General features: G+C 34.7%; 19 protein-coding genes. 11 read left to right on the forward strand and 8 right to left on the reverse strand.

What is annotated here, in order from left to right; translation table 11 throughout:
• The first annotated feature begins 12 nt into the window (after nucleotides 1-12).
• Nucleotides 13-1,251, forward strand: a complete 1,239-nt coding sequence (gene odhB, locus B5V89_RS08665; RefSeq protein WP_107919987.1) for a 2-oxoglutarate dehydrogenase complex dihydrolipoyllysine-residue succinyltransferase — start codon at nucleotides 13-15, stop codon at nucleotides 1,249-1,251.
• 127 nt (nucleotides 1,252-1,378) lie between these two features.
• Here the strand turns inward: odhB and sda are convergent, their stop codons facing one another.
• Entirely contained in the window at nucleotides 1,379-1,507 is a 129-nt protein-coding gene (gene sda / locus B5V89_RS08670) for a sporulation histidine kinase inhibitor Sda (protein WP_107919986.1), read from the reverse strand.
• A 282-nt stretch (nucleotides 1,508-1,789) separates the two neighbouring features.
• Between sda and B5V89_RS08675 the strand changes: the two genes are divergently transcribed.
• The gene (locus tag B5V89_RS08675) at nucleotides 1,790-3,436 is read left to right on the forward strand and encodes an AMP-binding protein (RefSeq protein ID WP_108071505.1); all 1,647 of its coding nucleotides are present in this window, start codon (nucleotides 1,790-1,792) and stop codon (nucleotides 3,434-3,436) included.
• Nucleotides 3,437-3,463: 27 nt separating this feature from the next.
• Here B5V89_RS08675 and B5V89_RS08680 read toward each other — a convergent pair whose 3' ends face one another.
• The 3 genes from B5V89_RS08680 to B5V89_RS08690 all read right to left on the reverse strand — a co-directional run bounded on the left by B5V89_RS08680 (nucleotide 3,464) and on the right by B5V89_RS08690 (nucleotide 6,299).
• On the reverse strand, nucleotides 3,464-4,948 hold the full coding sequence (locus tag B5V89_RS08680) for an aldehyde dehydrogenase family protein (protein WP_066229754.1): 1,485 nt from the start codon (nucleotides 4,946-4,948) through the stop codon (nucleotides 3,464-3,466).
• A 241-nt stretch (nucleotides 4,949-5,189) separates the two neighbouring features.
• Nucleotides 5,190-5,972 carry a membrane protein insertase YidC gene (gene yidC / locus B5V89_RS08685; protein ID WP_066229749.1) on the reverse strand — a complete coding sequence of 261 codons (783 nt, stop codon included), beginning with the start codon at nucleotides 5,970-5,972 and terminating at the stop codon, nucleotides 5,190-5,192.
• A 21-nt stretch (nucleotides 5,973-5,993) separates the two neighbouring features.
• Entirely contained in the window at nucleotides 5,994-6,299 is a 306-nt protein-coding gene (locus B5V89_RS08690; protein ID WP_142406518.1) for a hypothetical protein, read from the reverse strand.
• Between the two features lie 191 nt (nucleotides 6,300-6,490).
• On the opposite strand from B5V89_RS08690, the gene B5V89_RS08695 reads away from it, so the two are divergent.
• Together B5V89_RS08695 and B5V89_RS08700 are read left to right on the forward strand one after the other, a co-directional pair.
• A complete protein-coding gene (locus tag B5V89_RS08695; RefSeq protein WP_108071507.1) occupies nucleotides 6,491-7,372 on the forward strand; it encodes an ATP-binding protein in 882 nt (293 codons plus the stop codon).
• Between the two features lie 11 nt (nucleotides 7,373-7,383).
• The gene (locus B5V89_RS08700; RefSeq protein WP_108071509.1) at nucleotides 7,384-9,303 is read left to right on the forward strand and encodes a vWA domain-containing protein; all 1,920 of its coding nucleotides are present in this window, start codon (nucleotides 7,384-7,386) and stop codon (nucleotides 9,301-9,303) included.
• A gap of 37 nt (nucleotides 9,304-9,340) precedes the next feature.
• On the opposite strand, the gene B5V89_RS08705 is transcribed toward B5V89_RS08700, so the two are convergent.
• Entirely contained in the window at nucleotides 9,341-10,153 is an 813-nt protein-coding gene (locus tag B5V89_RS08705) for a glycoside hydrolase domain-containing protein (RefSeq protein WP_107919983.1), read from the reverse strand.
• Nucleotides 10,154-10,351: 198 nt separating this feature from the next.
• On the opposite strand from B5V89_RS08705, the gene B5V89_RS08710 reads away from it, so the two are divergent.
• Nucleotides 10,352-11,512, forward strand: a complete 1,161-nt coding sequence (locus B5V89_RS08710; RefSeq protein ID WP_108071511.1) for a D-alanyl-D-alanine carboxypeptidase family protein — start codon at nucleotides 10,352-10,354, stop codon at nucleotides 11,510-11,512.
• A gap of 50 nt (nucleotides 11,513-11,562) precedes the next feature.
• Here B5V89_RS08710 and B5V89_RS08715 read toward each other — a convergent pair whose 3' ends face one another.
• A complete protein-coding gene (locus tag B5V89_RS08715; protein ID WP_066229727.1) occupies nucleotides 11,563-12,270 on the reverse strand; it encodes a Crp/Fnr family transcriptional regulator in 708 nt (235 codons plus the stop codon).
• Nucleotides 12,271-12,522: 252 nt separating this feature from the next.
• Here B5V89_RS08715 and moaA point away from each other — a divergent pair, with 252 nt between their 5' ends.
• The 3 genes from moaA (at nucleotide 12,523) to B5V89_RS20445 (ending at nucleotide 15,193) form a co-directional block, all read left to right on the forward strand.
• Nucleotides 12,523-13,545 (forward strand): GTP 3',8-cyclase MoaA, encoded by a 1,023-nt coding sequence (moaA, locus tag B5V89_RS08720; RefSeq protein WP_108071513.1) that lies wholly within the window; start codon nucleotides 12,523-12,525, stop codon nucleotides 13,543-13,545.
• A gap of 83 nt (nucleotides 13,546-13,628) precedes the next feature.
• Nucleotides 13,629-14,918, forward strand: coding sequence for a molybdopterin molybdotransferase MoeA (locus tag B5V89_RS08725; protein WP_142406519.1), 1,290 nt, complete (start codon nucleotides 13,629-13,631; stop codon nucleotides 14,916-14,918).
• Nucleotides 14,885-15,193, forward strand: a complete 309-nt coding sequence (locus tag B5V89_RS20445; RefSeq protein WP_244913474.1) for a molybdopterin-guanine dinucleotide biosynthesis protein MobB — start codon at nucleotides 14,885-14,887, stop codon at nucleotides 15,191-15,193. Before B5V89_RS08725 ends, B5V89_RS20445 begins: the two co-directional genes overlap by 34 nt.
• Nucleotides 15,194-15,484: 291 nt before the next feature.
• Here the strand turns inward: B5V89_RS20445 and B5V89_RS08735 are convergent, their stop codons facing one another.
• On the reverse strand, nucleotides 15,485-15,727 hold the full coding sequence (locus B5V89_RS08735; RefSeq protein ID WP_066229719.1) for a YkuS family protein: 243 nt from the start codon (nucleotides 15,725-15,727) through the stop codon (nucleotides 15,485-15,487).
• 67 nt (nucleotides 15,728-15,794) lie between these two features.
• Entirely contained in the window at nucleotides 15,795-15,923 is a 129-nt protein-coding gene (locus B5V89_RS08740; RefSeq protein WP_084347544.1) for a YuzL family protein, read from the reverse strand.
• 138 nt (nucleotides 15,924-16,061) lie between these two features.
• Here B5V89_RS08740 and B5V89_RS08745 point away from each other — a divergent pair, with 138 nt between their 5' ends.
• From B5V89_RS08745 to trhO, 3 genes are all read left to right on the forward strand, one after another.
• Nucleotides 16,062-17,288, forward strand: a complete 1,227-nt coding sequence (locus B5V89_RS08745; RefSeq protein WP_066229717.1) for an MFS transporter — start codon at nucleotides 16,062-16,064, stop codon at nucleotides 17,286-17,288.
• Nucleotides 17,289-17,366: 78 nt separating this feature from the next.
• Entirely contained in the window at nucleotides 17,367-19,553 is a 2,187-nt protein-coding gene (locus B5V89_RS08750; protein WP_108071515.1) for a DNA topoisomerase III, read from the forward strand.
• Nucleotides 19,554-19,684: 131 nt separating this feature from the next.
• Entirely contained in the window at nucleotides 19,685-20,665 is a 981-nt protein-coding gene (trhO, locus tag B5V89_RS08755) for an oxygen-dependent tRNA uridine(34) hydroxylase TrhO (RefSeq protein WP_107920938.1), read from the forward strand.
• The last annotated feature ends 69 nt before the right edge of the window (nucleotides 20,666-20,734 follow it).

The raw sequence follows: 20,734 nt of genomic DNA on the forward strand, positions 1-20,734 counted from the left end.
GAGGACAACATTGTGGCTGAAATTAAAGTGCCGGAGTTAGCTGAATCTATTACAGAAGGAACTATTGCAGGATGGTTAAAACAACCGGGAGATCGTGTTGAAAAAGGTGAATACATTGTTGAACTAGAAACAGATAAAGTAAATGTTGAGGTAATCTCTGAGGAAGCAGGGGTTATCCAAGAGTTAAAGGCAGAGGAAGGTGATACAGTTCAAGTTGGACAAGTTATTGCCATTGTTTCCGAATCTGGTGAAGCAGCTGCCCCTGCACCAGCTAAGGAAGAAAAAGCACCAGAAGTAAAAACTGAAGCACCAAAACAAGAAACAGCAAAAGTTGAATCTTCAGATACCGATAAAAAAGATCGTCCGATTGCTTCACCCGCAGCACGAAAGCTTGCACGTGAAAAAGGAATTGATTTAAGCGCCGTTTCTACTGTTGATCCAATGGGTCGTGTGCGTGTCCAAGACGTGAATGCATATTCAAATCAACCTAAAGCCGATGCAAAACCTGCTACACCTAAACAAGCTGCACCAGTTTCACAGGAAGATGGGAAACCAGTCGAAGTAGTTCGTATGTCCCGCCGTCGTCAAACAATTGCAAAACGTTTGTTAGAAGTTAAGCAAAATACGGCAATGTTAACAACTTTTAACGAAATTGATATGACAGCAGTTATGGAACTTCGTAAACGTAAAAAAGACAAGTTCCAAGAAGAACATAATGGAACTCGTCTTGGATTCATGTCATTCTTTACTAAAGCTGTAGTTGCAGCATTAAAGAAATATCCAGCAGTAAACTCTGAAATCATCGGTACGGATCTCGTATTGAAAAAGTATTATGACATTGGTGTAGCCGTGTCTACTGACGAAGGTCTTGTTGTTCCGGTTGTTCGTGATTGCGATCGTAAAAACTTTGCGGAAATTGAAGCAGATATTGCTGGATTTGCGAAAAAAGCTAGAGACAATAAGCTATCCCTTGGAGATTTACAAGGTGGGACATTTACTATCACTAACGGTGGTGTATTTGGGTCATTGTTCTCAACGCCAATTATAAATGGTACTCAAGTTGGTATTCTTGGCATGCATACGATCCAAAAACGACCTGTTGCTGTAGGAGATAATGTTGAAATTCGCCCGATGATGTATATTGCTTTATCCTATGATCACCGCGTTATTGATGGTAGTGAAGCTGTTGGATTCTTAGTAACAGTTAAAAAATTACTTGAAAATCCAGAAGATCTTTTATTAGAAGTATAATTATCATATATGAACCCTTTCCTCTGTTATGGAAAGGGTTTTATTGTGTCCCAAGCTTGAATACTCCAAAAAAAATGTGCATTCAAATTATGAATGTACAACCAAATTTTTAAGATTATTTTTGCAATTATTTATATGGTGTTAATCCTCTTTTCAAAAGTTCGTTTTTCAAAATCTTTATCCACTCACGATCTTGACCTTTTTTTTCAGCGTCTCGATAGGCTGCTACCAACATTTCATTACTCATGATTTTCATGATACAACCTCCTAGTGGAATTTATTATTTTCTATATTTTCTAATCATTGTAACGCTTTTTATTCTAGTTGAAAAGGGTTTTGGCAAAAATATTTTAATTTCTAATTTTTAATTAAGTGATTTTATATTTGAATATTCGGAAAAAGATGATAACATAAGTATGAGTAGAGTTATCCGGAATCATCATGATTATCCTCTTTGGCCTAAGTATTGTCATTCTACTCAAATCAGTTGTTAAAGTATTGTCATTCTACTCAAATCAGTTGTTAAGGAGGATATAAAATGTCATCTTTATTAAACGTTACAGTTGGTGAGTTACTTAAGCAAAAGGCTGAATTACATCCTGACCATGAAGCAGTTGTATATGCTGATCGGAATTTACGTTTATCTTATAAAGAATTTGATGATCAATGTAATTTAGTTGCAAAGGGTTTAATGAGATTAGGAATTAATAAAAATGATCATATAGCTATTTGGGCAACGAATACACCTGAGTGGCTTACCTGTCAATTTGCCACCGGAAAAATGGGCGGGGTACTTGTAACTGTCAATACAAACTATCGTACGTCAGAACTTGAATATTTATTGCGTCAATCAGACAGTAAGACGATTATATTAATGGAAAACTATCGTACGGCATCATATATTGATATGATTTATGAAATTTGCCCTGAACTAAAAGAATCTGAAGCAGGAAATTTAACAAGTACACGCTTGCCCGAACTCAAAAATGTTATTGTTATGGGGGAAACTCGCTATCCGGGTACATATAATTGGAATGATCTATTATTATTAGGAAATGAGGTAACAGATGAAGAGTTAGAAAAACGTTTGGTGTCATTAGATCCAAATGATGTTATTAATATGCAATACACTTCAGGTACGACTGGTTTTCCGAAAGGTGTTATGCTAACTCATAATAATATTGTGAACAACGGATACAATATTGCCAACTGCATGAAACTAACAAAGGAAGACAGGCTTTGTATACCTGTGCCATTTTTCCATTGTTTCGGTTGTGTGTTAGGCACGATGGCTTGCGTTTCGGTTGGTGCTACGATGGTGCCGATTCAAGAGTTTAATCCTAAAGAGGTATTACAAACTGTCCAAGATGAAAAGTGTACTGGTTTACATGGTGTACCAACAATGTTTATCACTGAATTAAATTTAGCTGATTTTGATAAGTATGATTTATCTTCGTTGCGAACGGGAATTATGGCAGGATCAAATTGTCCAATTGAGGTCATGAAAGGCGTAATTGAAAAAATGGGGGCAACTGAAATAACGATTGCTTATGGACAAACTGAATCTTCTCCAGTAATCACACAAACTAGAACGAATGATCCAATAGAGCTAAGAGTGGAATCTGTCGGTAGAGCATTACCTAATGTAGAAGTGAAAATTGTTGACCCACTTACAAATAAAATTGTAAAAAATGGGGAACAGGGTGAATTATGCACGAGAGGTTATCACGTAATGAAAGGGTATTATAAAAATCCTGATGCAACGAAAGAAGCAATAGACGAAGAGGGATGGCTTCATACAGGTGATTTGGCGGTGATGGATGAAAATGGCTATTGTCGAATTACAGGTAGACTAAAGGATATGATCATTAGAGGGGGAGAAAATATTTATCCGAGAGAAATCGAAGAATTTCTTTACACTCATCCGAAAATATTAGATGTCCAAGTTATTGGTGTCCCTGATGAAAAATACGGGGAAGAAATAATGGCCTGGATTATTCCTAAAGAAGGGGAAAATATTTCAATTGAAGAAGTGAGGGAATATTGTAAAGATAAAATTTCCCATCATAAAATTCCACGTTATGTTGAAATAACAGATAGTTACCCTATGACAGCATCTGGTAAAATTCAAAAGTATCTTTTACGTAGGCAAGCGATAGAACTTGTTGGAAATAAAAATCATTAAAATAAAAAAGAGCCTAAGGCTCTTTTTTTATTTTAATGAAAGCCAGACGCTCTTCACTTCTGTATAATTATTTAGTGCATAGGATCCCATTTCTCGGCCAATACCAGATTGTTTAAAGCCACCGAAAGGCGAGGCTGCATCGAATACATTATAGCAATTTACCCAAACTGTACCTGCACGGAGGCGATTGGCAATATAATGAGCATTCGCTACATCTCGTGTCCATAAACCCGCTGCTAACCCATATTCACTATTGTTTGCACGATTAATCACTTCATCTAAATCTTCAAAAGGTAATGCAGCAATGACAGGACCAAATATTTCTTCCTTTGCGATTGTCATTTCATCATTAACATCCGCAAAAATAGTAGGTTCAACAAAGTAACCCTCATCACGTGGTTTTCCACCACCTGTTAGTAATTCGGCACCCTCGTTTAATCCTTTTTCAATATAATTTAATACACGACTCTGTTGTTCTGTTGAAACAAGGGGACCCATTTGTGTTTGCTGGTCTAGCCCAGCCCCTTGTTTAATATTTTTTGCGTGTGAGACCATATCAGCAACGACATTATCATAATTCTTCTTTTGAATGAATACTCTGGAACCTGCACAACATACCTGACCTTGGTTAAACATTACACCATTTAATGCTCCAGGAATAGCCTTAGATAGGTCCGCATCCGGTAAAATAATATTTGGAGATTTTCCACCCAGCTCTAGCGTTACACGTTTTAACGTTTTTGATGCTCGTTCCATGATGGACTTGCCAACGACAGTAGACCCTGTAAATGCAATTTTATCAACTAGTGGATGATCAACTAATGGTTGACCGGCAGTTTCTCCAAATCCGGGCACAATATTTATTACTCCGGGAGGGAATCCTGCTTCTTCCGCAAGTTCTGCCAAATAAAGGGCAGAAAGTGGTGTTTGTTCAGCTGGTTTTAATACGATAGTACAGCCGGTTGCCAAAGCCGCACCCATTTTCCACATTGCCATCAGTAAAGGGAAATTCCAAGGGATAATTTGACCAACGACGCCAACCGCTTCGTGTCGTGTATAATTGAAAAATGGCCCACTAACCGGAATTGTTTGACCAGTTATTTTATTTGTCCATCCCGCATAGTAACGCATATGTTCAATAGCCAGGGGCACGTCGGCATTCATTGTTTCATTTATTGGTTTTCCATTATCTAAAGTTTCTAGTTGTGCTAATGCTTCTTTATGTTCTTCCATTAAATCTGCTAATTTATACATTAGACGGCCGCGAGCCGCTGCACTCATTTTTGACCATTTGCCACTATCAAAAGCTGTGCGGGCAGCCTTTACCGCACGATCAATATCTTCAGAACCGGCTTCATAAACTGTAGCTAAAACCTCGCCTGTTGCAGGATTGGGTGTATCGAATGTTTTTCCTGAAGCACTTTCAACGAATTCACCATTAATATAGAGCTTTTTCTTTCCTTGTAAAAATTTTTCTACTTTTTCATTGACTCCTACTAAAACTTGACTCATTTAAATGCCCTCCTTAAAGAATTCAAAGTTTGCTAGAAGTATGTCTTGATGCAATAACTTTTTACACCATATACGAGCGCTTACATATTAATCCTACAAGTTTATTCGAATCATTTCAATGAATATTATTTAAAAATTGAAAAAACTTTTCTACAAAATTAGTAAAGTATCGACAAAAAGAGCGTAGATTAAAGTTAATAAAAAAGCTGACAAATAATGTTGTTATTTGTCAGCTTTTTTATTATTTAGATGCTTCTTCTTCTTTTACAGGATGAGTTTGATAGAATTTTTTAGATAAGTATGTTTGTCCTATTAAGAAGGCACCACCAACAGCCCAATAGAGTGGTAAAGCCGCCGGAGCACTAAATGATACTATCAAAATCATAATTGGCGAGAGAAGACCAAACATTTTCATTTGCTTTTGTTGATCTTCAGGTAAACCGATAAGTGACACTTTTGATTGGAAATAATACATAATACCCGCAATAATTGCCATTGGAATATCTACGTGTCCAAGATCAAACCATAAGAATGAGTGAGATGCTATTTCTTTTGAACCACGAATTGCGTAATAGAATCCCATTAAAATAGGCATTTGAATAATGAGAGGTAAACAGCCCATATTTAAAGGGTTTACATCATGTTTTTTGTAAAGTCCCATCATTTCTTGTTGTAACTTCATTTGTTCTTCTTTTGATTTTGCCTGTTTAATTTTGTTTTGGATTACTGTCATTTCAGGCTTTAACTTTTCCATTTTCACTTTCATAATTTGTTGTTTTTTGAATGTTTTCATCATAAAAGGCATTAGTATTAAGCGAATAAGGATGGTTATTAAAATGATGGCAAGTCCATAGTTACCACCGAATAATTCAGCAGTAAAATGTATAACCTTTGCAAATGGTACTACAAAATAATCATGAAAAAATCCTGAATTACCCATTCCTTTTGAAGAGTTCCCTTGACATGCCGATAGTAAAAATACAATTCCAATCATTAATAAAGAAAATTTAAATAAACGTTTCATCAATTATCCTCCTAAATTAAATTAAAAATTAAAGTCAACGGATAAATGATGGTCTGGGTCCTCATTAGGCGCATCTTTTCTTCTCACACATTTCATAATCCATATTATTAGTAAATGTTGTATTTTTAATCTATGAATTAACCGTTGCTGCGGATTTATTAATTCTTCAGCAGTTGCCTCGGTTGCTATATAAGAATAGGGATTAACGATAAAATGATTCCATATATAGGCTAGGCCAATTGTAAGTAAGATACTAACATAAAAGGAGCAGACAACGGGATCGTATGTAAGGTTCAATAAATATTCCATTAGTTTTTCATCACGCACCTTAACTACTTCGTTAGATAGCATAGTATATCTTAAATAATGTGTTTTTTCAAATACACATCTACAATATTATCATATGAAACAAACTACCGTACAAATATATTATTCATTTTATTATACTCTTTGCATTTGGGCAATTATTAGCCTAAAATACTAAAGGATGTTTATTTACATTTAGGAAGGAAATAAATATGTTATTTAATCAAATTTCATTACCGATCGAAATACAAGATAAATTAAAGAATAGAATAAGTAGTTTTACAGCAAAGTATGAACAGTCAATTAGTGAAAATGGGTATATTTCTTCTGATGACTCAATTTTGCAAGATGCTTTGATCGCCATCTTACTTGGCAAAAATATTTTATTAAAAGGACCTACTGGATCCGGTAAAACAAAATTAGCTGAGACACTTTCATCGTTATTAAATCAACCGATGCAAAGTATAAATTGTTCTATTGACCTAGATGCGGAAGGTCTTCTCGGATATAAAACGATTGCACAAGAAAAAAACCAAAGTAAGATAGAATTTGTATCGGGCCCTGTTATTAATGCAATGAAGAAAGGACATCTTTTGTATATAGATGAAATTAATATGGCTAGACCGGAAACTTTACCAATTTTGAACGGAGTCCTTGACTACCGACGTCAAATTACGAACCCTTTTACTACTGAAGTGGTAAAGGCGGATAGTAATTTTGGGGTGATTGCTGCTATTAACGAGGGATATGTCGGAACTGTTCCCTTAAATGAAGCACTTAAAAATCGATTTATCGTAATAAATGTACCTTATATTCAAGGGGAAACATTAAAAAATGTTTTGCTATCTCAAAGTCAATTAAAAAATGAAGAATTAATAAATAAATTCGTAACCTTTTCTAGCGATTTAATTTCACAGGCCCAAATGGGGAAAATATCAGAAGAGGCAGCTTCGATAAGGGCATTAATTGATACATGTGATTTGGCCCTGTTTTTACCGCCATTAAGAGCGATTCAAAGAGGGATAATCGATAAGCTTGAGGACGAAAGAGAGAGAGCTGCGATTAGAAATATTGCCGAAACATTGTTTGAATAGGGGGCGTTTAAATGCAACGCTTTATCCAATTTAATGATGAAAAAGTTGATTCGATGATTGTGATGGAAATGGCAGATTTAGTTACAACCTTAACGAGGAATCCTGAGTATGAAGTAGATTTTGGTGTTCACTCTTATCTAGATCAATCCATAAAAAAAATTTATGTCAGTCATTTTTGGAATCATCGACCACAACATCTATTAATAGATGGTATAAAAAGTGATGTGTTTTTGAGAGCAATAGGAAATTTGAAATATACTGATACTCTACAAATTCAAAGATATATAAAAAGTTTAGATAATATACATTTAAAAAGTTTTGCTAAACAATTATTTATTGTTACAGAAGATCTACGAATAGAAGAATTGATAAAAAAAGAACGGCCCGGAACGAAAAAAGTATTTTATCATCGAAAAAAGGTCTATCAAAAGCATTTTCAATCACAGTTAAATGTTAATCTCGTGAAAAGTGTTTTTACTGATGCGTTATTTAGTAATATATATCTACTTTTACATTCGGAAACTCCGATTGAAACAATTCCACATTATAATGAATCAATTGATTTAGTAATTCCATATGTACGAAATACGATTTCTAAGTTTTTTGAAACGAAGTCAACGATGGATACGGTATCGATATGTCTAGAAATGCTTGAAGTACTTGATGAAGTGCTAGAACAGGATATGCTAAATGAGTATTTTCATTTACCTGAAAAAGGATTTGAGATAGAAACGGAAAATGGTATGACGTTTAATCATTTAAAGCGTAAAGACCCACTTCAAAATTGTGATGTTATGGATAATAAAGCGAATGACGATGAGGAGATCATGAATGAAGAACTACGAACATGGCATCGTGAAACAAGTGAATTAAGCAATAGTTACTTACAGTTTGATTTGGATCAGGGGACAGGAACAGATTTTTTAGGTGAAGGAGTTAGAGAAGGGGAAACGGGTGATCAAGCGTTAGCAATCGTCCAGGGAAGTGTGCAAAAGACTAGTCGGAATGATTATTCTAAATTAGAAGCGAAAGAACAAAAAAGAAATAAAACCGGACGAAATGATAACGAATTTGGAAAAGAAAATCGCTTTGCACATCCGATTTTTCTAAACTTAGACAATCCAACAAACGAAGAAATTAAACAATATCATTTATATAAAAAAGAGATAAGCACTTATCAAAAAAAATTAAAAAAACTCATTGAAAAAACGCTAGAACATAAAAGGATTGCTCCGAGAAATGATTTACAATTTGGAAGATTGAGTAAAAAGCTTTTACCGTATTTCACTGATACTAATCCAAGATTATTTTATAAGAAGCAGGAGCCCACGAGTGAAATCGATGCCGCCTTCGCATTATTAGTGGACTGTTCAGCCTCGATGTATGACAAGATGGAACAAACGAAGCTTGGTATTACGTTATTTCATGAGGCATTAAAATCGGTAAAAGTTTCACATGAAGTAGTCGGATTTTGGGAAGATACAAGTGATGCAACGAAGGAATATCAACCGAATTACTTTAAACCAGTTATAGATTTTCAAACATCTTTGCTCGGATTTTCCGGACCGGAAATTATGCAGTTAAAACCGGAAGAAGACAATCGGGATGGTTTTGCTATTCGATTAATGACAAACCGGCTTATTACACGCATGGAAAAACAAAAGTTTTTACTCGTATTTTCGGATGGGGAACCTGCCGCCTTCGGTTATGAGCAAAATGGAATCGTTGATACACATGAGGCAGTTTTACAAGCAAGAAAAAAAGGTATTGAAGTATTTAATATCTTTTTGTCAAACACGGATATTGAAGAAAGCCAGAAAAAAGTGTTGCAAGATATTTATGGTAATTTCAGTATATTAGTTTCAAATATCGCGGAATTACCAAATGTTTTATTTCCAATTTTAAAGAAATTGCTTTACAAAAGCATATAAAAAGAAATCGGCTATCGACCGATTTCTTTTTATATTCTTACCAAAGGTAATCAGTAATTGATTCGTGAAATAAATCAGTATCAATATTGCATGTTTTAGCATCAATTCCATATTGCCAACCATATAGCAACGAATTTTTCGGTCCAATGGGATTGAAATTTGGGGCTTTTTCTTTAGAAGAAATTCTTTTATTAGGAGCAGCTGTCCATAAAATAGTTTGATCCTTTATCTTTTTGTTATCCTTACTAGCTTTATTAAATTGATTATAAAGCTTTGCATCTTTATCAAATATTCCATAGATACCGGGATGGTAATGCGATTTTTCAATCGTATCAACCCATCCTTGTATAAATGCTGAATCGACCGGATATTTTGGTTCAATATCTGCGAAGATCACCGTTCCTTTAGGTGCATTGATTTCTTTTGCCAATTTTATTGCAGTTTCGGCTTCCTTAACTCCAGCTTTTTTTGTCGTGGCATTTGAAAAATGATTATAAATTAAAAGAATTTTTACCTTTTTTTCATGTAAAAATTTAATCTCCTTTTTTGTTAGACCTGTCGATACATTTCCATTGGACCCTAAATATCTTCCCCAAATAGCTGGTTCCCCATAATTTTCTTTTACACATTTGTACATTTCGTTAGTCGTTATATTTGCCGAATCTACTCCCCATATTATTTTTTTACCTTTTTTTTCGTTACTTTCGTTCTTTTTTGGTGCTTCTGATTTTGAGTGGTTAGATGGTTGCTTCATTTGTTGATAGGCAAGGGGAATAATAAGTGCTAGGACGATGGAGGCAAGTACAATAATAAGAATTTTCCATTTGGAGTTATTTGTTTGATTATTCACTTTTGCCACCTCCTTTGCTCGGATATATTATTCAAGCAATTGAAGGAAAGTGAGGGCAAAGTGAGCTTACATTTCACTATTTAAAAATATAAACTGTATTTTTTCATTTATATTACATTTTCAACTTTGTAGTAAAAAAGTTTGATCAATTCTGATAGAATGAAATTTGGAGAAATTTGCAGATGGATGTGTCGAATAATGAAGAAATGCGTTATGATTATGTTCGTTTTATGTTTATCTTTGCATATTAGTATGAACGTAGAGGCTGTAAGTCCAAAAAAACTGTCACTTGCAAGCAAGTCGGCGATACTAGTAGATAGTACAACCGGACGAGTATTATATGAAAAAAATGGATATGAACGGATGTACCCTGCAAGTCTAACAAAGATTGCCACAGCAATTTATGCCCTCGAAAATGGGAATTTGAATGATATTGTTACAATTAGTAAAAATGTAGAACATACCGATGGCACGAAGGTTTATTTAGTAGAAGGGGAACAAGTTACGTTAAAGCATTTAATTCAAGGTTTATTAATAAATTCAGGGAATGATGCTGGAGTTGCAATTGCGGAGCATATGAGCGGAAGTGTATCCGAGTTTGCGAAAAATCTTAATACTTTTCTCATGGATAAAGTAGGAGTATCAGCTACACATTTTGTTAACCCTCATGGATTATTTGCGAAAAATCATTATACAACAGCATATGATATAGCTAAGATCACAAATTATGCTATGAAAAATAAAACATTTCGACAAATTTTTGGAACGAAAGAACTCTCGTGGAATGGGAAGGAATGGAAAACGGTTCTAATTACCCATCATTTAATGCTAAAGGGTGAATTAGAATATAAAGAGGTAACAGGTGGCAAAACAGGTTATGTGAATGAATCAGGACAGACATTAGCAACTACAGCAGAAAATAAAAACATTCGATTAACCGTTATTACAATGGATGCAAAAACGAAATCTGAAGCTTATAATGACACAAAGAAATTACTTGATTATGGATTTAAATATTTTGAAACATCTAGTTTACCGAAAGGAATGACATATAAAAAGGGAGAAGAAATATATATAATCCCTCATAAAATCATGTTCACAAAACTAATTAATAGTAATGTATCCGAACATGTTTCTAAAAACGGTGAACTTAAAATTACTGATAGAAAAGGCATGTCATTAGAATCTTTTCAACTGTCCCCGATCAAGGTGAAGGCCGAAGAAAAGGAAAATACACGAGATACTTTGAAGGAATCTGATAAAAAGAAATGGTATTCCTATCCACTCATAATGATCATTGTAATAGGAAGTGCGGGATCTATCATTAAGCTATTTCGCTCCAAAAGAACAAATTTTTAAGTTTTTCATACTAAAACAGGCACTAGGTTAAAAGTAGCCTAGTACCTGATTCATTGTATAGTGCAATAGATTGCGGGACAGTCTTCACAACATATCGCGTCTTTTAAAAATTGCAAATCGTGAATCGTAATTTTCCCTTTTGAATAAGAGATTACACCTTCTTTTTTTAAATCACTTAAAGCACGATTTACATTTTCACGAGAGGTACCACAAAAGTTTCCAAGAACTTGGTTTGTTATAGGCAAATCGATGAGTATACCATCCTCTTTTTTTACTCCATAACTATTTGTCATGCGAATGAGGGTAGAGTAGAGTGCACCTTTTTTGCCATGAAGGATAAGATCACGAAACATCGTTTGTGTTTTTCTATATTGGTCACTCATCCATTTCATAAATTCAAACGCTAGAGAACTATTTTTGAATAATTCATTTTCTAGAATATCTTTTCTGATGAGAGCAACTTCTCCATCTTCTATAATCTTTGCGTTTAATAAATGTTTGGGTGAATATGAGAACAAAATTGCCTCTCCGATAATGTCATTTTTACTACAAATTCTAAATGTTAATTCTTGTCCATCAGAAGTAATCTTACTTATTTGCACTTTCCCTGACAAAATTATATATATTCCCTCACCTGTCATTCCTTCTTGAAACAGGTAATCCCCTTTTGAGATATTCATTTTTTTCTCAGTAAAACAAAGTAAATCAACTATTTGAAGAGAATGTACGGTTTTTGGCGAATGTTTTAGATGGCTCATTCATCATCACCCTTCTTTGCATATCTCATTTAATCATTTTTATAAGATAATCTATCTATAAACTACGCTAAAATAAGTAAAATGTATATATGAAATTAACGCCAAGAGTATTTTCTTGTTACTTTACTGTCTTTAATCCACATTTTCAGCATAAATTTAATAGCAATAACATTTATTATGAAAGTATTAAAAATGTTATAAAAACTGCTAAACTATATGTACAGGATGTTAGATTCAGAGGAAATTTAGGAGATGAGATTATTGTCTAAAATAATTACTGATAAATTGGACCGACCGCTTCGTGATTTGCGAATTTCCGTAACAGACAAATGTAACTTCCGATGTAATTACTGTATGCCTGCTGAAATTTTTGGTCCAGATCATCCATTTCTTCCTAAAAATGAGGTGCTTACCTTCGAAGAAATCGAAAGGCTTGTTGGAATATTCGCCAATCTAGGAGTTCGGAAAATTCGATTAACAGGTGGGGAACCGTTACTGCGGAAAAATCTTTCTAAATTAATTAAAAACTTGGTAAATATAAAAGGGATAACAGATATTGGATTAACAACGAATGGAATTTTTCTCCCTAAGCAAGCCCATCATTTATATGCAGCTGGTTTAAGAAGATTAAATATTAGTCTTGATGCATTAAATGACGATATTTTTAAACGCCTTAACGGAAGGGGTGTCAGTTCAAAGACTGTTTTAAAAGCAATTGAAATGGCAAAAGATATTGGGTTTGATGTAAAAATAAATATGGTCGTTCAAAAAGGAGTCAATGATCAGGAGATTATTCCTATGGCGAAATATTTTTATGAAAACGATATTACATTACGTTTTATTGAGTTTATGGATGTAGGCAATACAAATGGATGGAATCTTGAAAAAGTGATTACAAAACGTGAAATTTTCCATTTACTTTCTAGTTCGTTTGAACTAGAAGAAGTTGAACAAGCGTATTTTGGAGAGGTAGCGAAGCGATATAAATATAAGGAAAAAAATGCAGAAGTGGGCTTTATTCCTTCCGTATCTGAGTCCTTTTGTTCAAGTTGTACAAGAGCTAGAATATCAGCTGATGGCAACTTGTATACATGCTTATTCGCGAGTAAGGGGTATGATCTTAAAAAGATACTACGTAATGAGAAGGACGATGATAAAATCAAAGATGAGATTATCTCAATTTGGAATCATCGAAAAGATCGTTATTCTGATGAAAGAATGAGTCGCCCAAAAGAAAAAAAGCAAAAAATCGAAATGTCCTATATTGGTGGCTAATCTGATATATTTTTATTTTTAAATAATTTTACAAGCAGTATTTAACATACTTCTTTTATTGTTTTGGGAGGGAGTTCGGTAAAGTGGAAAGACGCCGACCAATTTGGGTGAAAGATGCCATTGAAAAAGTAATGGAATGGAAACGTTTAGGAAGCGTTGAATGGATATCAATAAATGAGTGTGATAACCGCTTTCTTGGTGAACCATTAATTTCAGATCACGATGTACCTCATTTTGATCGATCCCCGTACGATGGATTTGCAATCCGGTCAGAAGATACACTAAATGCAACTAGTGAAAATCCGGTATGTTTTGAAGTGATAGATGAAATTGGGGCTGGACAAGTTAGTCCGCTAAAAGTCAGTCAATTTCAAGCAATTCGTATTATGACAGGAGCGGCTCTCCCGCAAGGTGCCGACTGTGTCATTATGTTAGAACTTGTTAAAGAAGAACAACAGGAAAATAAAAAAACAATTATGATCAAAAGAAAAGTAAAAACGGGAGAAAATGTTTCATTTAAAGGGGAGGACGTAAAAAAAGGAGATCGCTTAATCCCGAAAGGAACAATTATTACCCCTGGAGTAAAAGCATTGTTGGCAACTTTTGGATATAGTCGAGTTCCGGTTATTAAAAAGCCTATAATCGGAGTAATTGCAACAGGCAGCGAACTTTTGGATGTTGATGAACCATTAGAACACGGGAAAATCAGAAATAGTAATGGCTATATGATTGAATCACAAATCGTTCGAGCAGGGGCTGAAGTTAGAAAGTATGAGAATCGAGCTGATGAAATTAAGTCGCTTTGTACCGCGATTGAAACAGCATTATCAGAATGTGATTATATTATTACTACGGGTGGAGTGTCTGTAGGTGATTATGATTATCTCCCTGAAATTTATAAACGTTTAGGTGCTAATGTTCTTTTTAATAAAATCGCTATGCGACCGGGAAGTGTAACAACAGTAGCGAATTTAAATGACAAATTATTATTTGGATTATCCGGGAATCCTTCTGCGTGTTATGTCGGTTTCGAATTGTATGTCAGACCAATTATCCGTTTTTGGCTTCATTCAGAGAAACCCTACTTAACAAAAGCAAAGGCAACATTACGAACGGATTTCCCTAAACCCAATCCTTTTAATCGATTTGTTAGAAGTAGGGTCACTTTTGACATGGATAAATTAGTTGTTGAGCCTGTAGGACTTGATAAATCGAATGTCGTTTCATCGATAGCGTGGGCTAATTGTTTAATGGTTATTCCGGGGGGGACTCGGGGATATAAAGTAGGAGACGCTGTTGATGTATTATTATTCGAGGATCAAACGGGAAGTGATGAACCATGGATAGAAATCCACAAATCTTCCAAATTGTAGGGTATCAAAATAGCGGGAAAACAACGGTAATTCAAGAAATCATTCGATATTGGACTGAGCATAATTTGTCAGTGGGAACAATTAAACACCATGGACACGGGGGAACACCTAGTACAACAAACAGGTTGAAAGATTCAGATAAACATCGAATAGCTGGCTCTATGATTACTGCTGTTGAAGGCAAAGGTGAGTTATTATTACAAAATAAAGATCGAAAATGGGCTCTTCAAGATATATTAAAAATTTATGAATTATTACCGATAGACCTTATTTAGATCGAAGGATACAAATACGAATCTTATCCTAAGGCAGTAATTATACGAAATAAAGAGGATATTAAACTTCTGGACAAATTAAATAATATTAGTGCTGTACTTACATGGATTCCACTTACAATTAGACATTCATATCCGGTTTTTCCTATTACAGAATATAAAATTTTTCATGAGTGGTTGTTTGAAAATTTATCTAAAAACGAATAGATGACTTTAGAAAAAAAGTAATTCTCAAAAAAGAAACTGGTTGAATAGACCAGTTTCTTTTATTACATTTAATTAAATCAATCATTATGGAAGTTTACTTTCAACTTTATGACATATTTCATCAGCAGAAAGCCCCGTTGCATCAATAACTGATCCCTCTATAATAACATCTTGGATTCCCATTACATTATTATCTCCGCCAGTTACAACACAACAGTCGCACCCTTTTGCATCCTGTTCATTTTTCAGTTCAACAACTTCATATCCTTTTTGTCTAAGTGCTTCTGACACATTTGTAAGTGATTGTTCAACACCAATTTTAGTCATAATTGACACCTCCTCATTATAAAATGCCTAATTTATTACTGAATTATTCCTATAAATGTGTAGAAGGTTATCTTCCATGTTTTTTTCTTGATGCATCAGCCTGAACTTGGCCTGTCTCCATATTAGTTGTTCCCTGTCCTTTCACATTCGGATTACTTAATCCTGTTTTTGAAGGATCTTTTTTTCTTTTACCCATACAATCACCTCCAATACTATTTTCTAACATTTTCATAATAGTATGTATGTATCAATTTTGAAAAAATTTATTTCGAGTAGCAAAAAAAGTTGTATAATCAATCTATATAAAAATGCTAATTGGAAAGAGAGATGTTTAATGGCAGTTGCGGCAAAGCAAAAAAAGCAAAATATTGGGTTAAATACGATTTACGGAATTTTGTTCGCTATTGGAACAGGGCATTTTTTTAATGATTCCATCCAAGCGGTAGTACCTGCAATGTTTCCAATACTGGAGAAAACATTAAGTTTAAGTTATTCACAAATAGGGTGGATAGCGTTTGTTGTGAATATGACTTCCTCAGTAATGCAGCCTGTATTTGGGTATTATGCAGATAAACGGCCAACTCCATTCTTACTTCCATTAGGAATGTTTATGAGTATGATTGGCTTAATTGGGTTCGGTTTGTCACCTAATTTCTATGTCATATTATGTTCGGTGTTTTTTATAGGAATAGGTTCAGCCGTTTTTCACCCGGAAGGATCAAGAGTGGCATATATGGCCGCAGGAGGAAAGCGGGGATTAGCACAATCTATTTATCAGGTTGGGGGTAATTTTGGTCAATCACTGGCACCCGTATTTACTGCACTTATATTTTATCCATATGGTCAAAAAGGAATTTTATCTTTTACCTTTGTAGCGGCTTTGGGAATTATGCTTTTATTATATGTTTCAAAATGGTATCAGCGTCAAATTGCAATAGGCGTAAAGACGAAGAAAAAGGTAGTATCAAATTCCAAAAATGCAATTAATCCAAAAATTAAACTGGCAATGGCTTTACTCGTATTTATCGTTTTTGCACGCTCATGGTATTCTGCAGGCATATCAAACTTCTACCAATTCTACTTAATAGAAGACTATGGTGTTAGCATTACACATGCACAAATATTTGTATTTATTTTTATGATTGCGGGAGTAATGGGGACATTTTTAGGTGGACCGTTAGCGGATCGTTTCGGAAAACGTAATATAATATTATTTTCTCTTGTTGGAGCTGCCCCATTAACACTTATTCTTCCATATGTACCGTTATTTTGGGTCATTCCGTTGTTTTTCTTAATAGGATTTATCGTTACTTCAAGCTTTAGTGTTACAGTTGTATATGCTCAAGAACTTATGCCACAAAAAATTGGGATGGTTTCAGGTCTAATTGTCGGTCTTGCTTTTGGCATGGGAGCAATCGGAGCAGTCATTTATGGAAATCTAGCAGATTTGTTTAGTATTAAATTTGTGATGATTTTTTGTAGTGCCCTTCCTTTATTTGGCTTATTAACGTTTTTATTACCAAGTGATAAGAAAGTACGTGAGCTTAACGAAAACGACTAAATAAAGTGCCATCCATTTTTTCTGCGAAAACTATGGTATATTAGACTGTACATAGTAAGTAAAGGAGTTTAAGAAAAAATGGCAAAAAGTGTAGTGATAGCTGAGAAACCCTCAGTTGCTCGTGATATAGCAAGTGTATTGAAGTGTACGAAGAAAGGAAATGGATTTATCGAAGGCGACAAATATATTGTTACATGGGCATTGGGACATTTAGTGACTCTAGCAGATCCTGAGGCATATGACAATAAATATAAATCATGGAATCTTGAAGATCTGCCTATGCTTCCGGAACGCATGAAATTAGTAGTTATAAAACAAACCGGAAAACAGTTTAATGCTGTGAAAGCACAATTAAATCGCAGTGATGTGAATGAAATTATCGTGGCTACTGATGCAGGGAGAGAAGGAGAATTAGTAGCACGTTGGATAATTGATAAAGCGAAAGTGCATAAGCCTGTCAAACGACTGTGGATTTCTTCCGTAACAGATAAAGCGATTAAAGATGGTTTTAACAACTTAAAACCTGGTAAAGCGTATGAAAACTTATATGCTTCAGCGGTAGCACGTTCGGAAGCCGATTGGTATATCGGTTTAAATGCAACACGTGCCTTAACTACTAAATTTAATGCACAGTTGAATTGTGGACGGGTTCAAACACCTACTGTGGCAATGGTTGCAGCACGGGAAGAAGAAATAAAAAACTTCAAACCGCAGAACTATTATGGCATTGAAGCCCGAACAGATACTGTTAAATTAACATGGCAAGATAGGAATGGTAATAGTCGTAGTTTTAATAAAGAAAAAATCGAGAAAATCATTCAATCACTTGGACAAAAAGATGCGACTGTTATTGCCATTGATCGAAAACATAAGAAAACATTCTCACCAGCTTTATATGATTTAACAGAATTACAGCGTGACGCTAATAAAATCTTCGGCTTTTCAGCTAAAGAAACATTGAATATTATGCAAAAATTGTATGAGCAACATAAAGTATTAACCTATCCTCGAACAGACTCACGCTTTTTATCAACGGATATCGTCAGTACGCTGCCAGAACGATTAAAAGCATGTAGTGTCGGTGAATACCGTTCACTTGCAAGTAAGATTTTAAAGAAGCCTATTAAAGCGACAAAAGCATTTGTAGATGATAGTAAGGTAAGTGATCACCATGCCATCATCCCCACTGAAGGATTTGTGAAATTCTCAGCATTTACAGATAAAGAACGTAAAATTTACGATCTTGTCATAAAACGTTTCTTAGCTGTATTATTCCCTGCCTTTGAATATGAACAACTAACCGTGCAAGCCAAAATTGGCGAAGAAACGTTCATTGCGAAAGGGAAAACAGTTATTCATGCTGGGTGGAAAGAAGTATACGAAAACCGTTTTGATGATGAGGAATCTGGTGATGAAGTTAAAGAGCAATTATTGCCGCGCCTCGAAAAAGGTGATGTATTAAAAACTAAATTAATTAACGAAACATCAGGGCAAACAAAACCACCTGCACGTTTTACAGAAGCTACCCTGCTATCCGCAATGGAAAACCCTTCAAGGTTCATGGAAGCAAACGACAAGAAACTTACGGATACGTTAAAGTCAACAGGCGGGCTCGGTACAGTAGCAACTCGTGCTGATATAATTGAAAAATTATTTAATTCATTTCTAATTGAAAAACGCGGTGGGAAAGAAATCTTTATTACTTCCAAAGGCCGTCAACTGTTAGATTTAGTACCGGAAGAATTAAAATCGCCGGCGACAACTGCCCAGTGGGAACAAAAACTTGAACTGATAGCCAAAGGAAAACTGAAAAAAGCCGTTTTTATTAATGAAATGAAAGAACATACAAAAGAACTGGTAGCTGAAATAAAAGCAAGTAATAAAAAATATAAACACGACAATATCTCAACAAAGTCTTGTCCGGACTGTGGGAAACCGATGCTTGAGGTTAACGGTAAGAAAGGGAAAATGCTTGTTTGTCAAGATCGTGAATGTGGATATAGAAAGAACGTAGCACGTATAACGAATGCTCGTTGTCCACAATGTAAAAAGAAAATGGAACTTCGAGGTGAAGGAAAGGGTCAAATCTTCGCATGTAAATGTGGATATCGAGAAAAGTTATCTGCTTTTGAAGAGAGGCGCAAGAAGGAATCAGCCGGAAAAGTAGATAAACGAACCGTCCAGAAATACATGAAACAACAAAGAGAAGAAGAACCAATAAATAATGCACTTGCGGAGGCATTGAAAGGCTTTAAATTCAAGTAGGATGTGATTGATACTTAAAAACATCTTGCACGAATTACTTAATTTGTATAAAATGTACTATTGTAAGAGAAAAGTGTACAACCTAAATACATTTATATCTTGCAAATATAAATAGATAGGTGGTAGCATCGATGAGTGAAAAAACAAAACCATATCGAGTGTTATTGTATTATTTTTATACAAAAATTGAGAACCCTGAAGAATATGCAGCACAACATTTAGCCTACTGTAAGGATTTAGGCTTGAAAGGTAGAATTCTCGTTGCTGAAGAGGGGATTAACGGAACTGTATCAGGTACAGTTGAACAAACAGATCAATATATGCAGATGATGAAAAATGATCCACGATTTGACGGGATTATATTTAAAGTGGATGAAGCCGACGGACATGCATTTAAAAAAATGCATGTAAGACCAAGAAAAGAGCTTGTCACTTTACGTTTGGAAGATGATATAAATCCTAATGAACTAACAGGAAAATACTATAGTCCAAAAGAGTTTTTTGAAGCAATGCAAGACGAAGATACAGTTGTTTTAGACGCAAGAAATGATTATGAGTATGATCTTGGGCATTTCAGAGGGGCTATCCGTCCTGATATTGAAACATTTAGAGAACTTCCGGATTGGGTTCGCAAGAATAAAGATCAATTACAAGGTAAAAAAATATTAACATATTGTACTGGTGGAATTCGTTGCGAAAAATTCTCAGGCTGGTTAGTTCGAGAAGGCTTTGAAGATGTAGCACAACTTCATGGCGGAATTGTCTCTTATGGGAAGGATCCTGAAGTACAAGGTGAACTATGGGACGGACAATGCTATGTATTTGATGAACGGATTGCGGTTCCAATTAATCATAAAGAGCATGTCATTGTAGGTAAAGATTATTTTACAGGGGAACCATGTGAACGCTATGTTAATTGCGCAAATCCTGAATGTAATCGTCAAATGTTATGTTCAGAAGAAAATGAACATAAATATTTACGCAGTTGCTCACATGAATGTCGAGTACATCCAAGAAACCTTTATATAAAAGAACACGAATTAACAAAAGAAGAAGTGGAAAGCAGACTCCAAAAGCTTGAAGAAGAGAAATCTGTTACATCATTAGGTTAAACTTAATTGGAAAAAATGCTCAAGTAGTAATACTTGGGCTATTTTTTTATACGAAAATACCTCATAGCG

Origin of the sequence: Heyndrickxia sporothermodurans (genome assembly GCF_003055045.1) — a bacterium.
Taxonomy (GTDB): domain Bacteria; phylum Bacillota; class Bacilli; order Bacillales; family Bacillaceae_C; genus Heyndrickxia; species Heyndrickxia sporothermodurans.

What these genes read in the sequence shown, in the direction of transcription:
- sda (WP_107919986.1), bottom strand. Translation starts at nt 1,507, where the DNA reads ATGAAAATCATGAGTAATGAAATGTTGGTAGCAGCCTATCGAGACGCT.
- B5V89_RS08675 (WP_108071505.1), top strand. Translation starts at nt 1,790, where the DNA reads ATGTCATCTTTATTAAACGTTACAGTTGGTGAGTTACTTAAGCAAAAG.
- B5V89_RS08680 (WP_066229754.1), bottom strand. Translation starts at nt 4,948, where the DNA reads ATGAGTCAAGTTTTAGTAGGAGTCAATGAAAAAGTAGAAAAATTTTTA.
- yidC (WP_066229749.1), bottom strand. Translation starts at nt 5,972, where the DNA reads ATGAAACGTTTATTTAAATTTTCTTTATTAATGATTGGAATTGTATTT.
- B5V89_RS08695 (WP_108071507.1), top strand. Translation starts at nt 6,491, where the DNA reads ATGTTATTTAATCAAATTTCATTACCGATCGAAATACAAGATAAATTA.
- B5V89_RS08700 (WP_108071509.1), top strand. Translation starts at nt 7,384, where the DNA reads ATGCAACGCTTTATCCAATTTAATGATGAAAAAGTTGATTCGATGATT.
- B5V89_RS08710 (WP_108071511.1), top strand. Translation starts at nt 10,352, where the DNA reads ATGAAGAAATGCGTTATGATTATGTTCGTTTTATGTTTATCTTTGCAT.
- B5V89_RS08715 (WP_066229727.1), bottom strand. Translation starts at nt 12,270, where the DNA reads ATGAGCCATCTAAAACATTCGCCAAAAACCGTACATTCTCTTCAAATA.
- moaA (WP_108071513.1), top strand. Translation starts at nt 12,523, where the DNA reads ATGAGATTATTGTCTAAAATAATTACTGATAAATTGGACCGACCGCTT.
- B5V89_RS20445 (WP_244913474.1), top strand. Translation starts at nt 14,885, where the DNA reads ATGGATAGAAATCCACAAATCTTCCAAATTGTAGGGTATCAAAATAGC.
- B5V89_RS08735 (WP_066229719.1), bottom strand. Translation starts at nt 15,727, where the DNA reads ATGACTAAAATTGGTGTTGAACAATCACTTACAAATGTGTCAGAAGCA.
- B5V89_RS08740 (WP_084347544.1), bottom strand. Translation starts at nt 15,923, where the DNA reads ATGGGTAAAAGAAAAAAAGATCCTTCAAAAACAGGATTAAGTAATCCG.
- B5V89_RS08745 (WP_066229717.1), top strand. Translation starts at nt 16,062, where the DNA reads ATGGCAGTTGCGGCAAAGCAAAAAAAGCAAAATATTGGGTTAAATACG.
- B5V89_RS08750 (WP_108071515.1), top strand. Translation starts at nt 17,367, where the DNA reads ATGGCAAAAAGTGTAGTGATAGCTGAGAAACCCTCAGTTGCTCGTGAT.
- trhO (WP_107920938.1), top strand. Translation starts at nt 19,685, where the DNA reads ATGAGTGAAAAAACAAAACCATATCGAGTGTTATTGTATTATTTTTAT.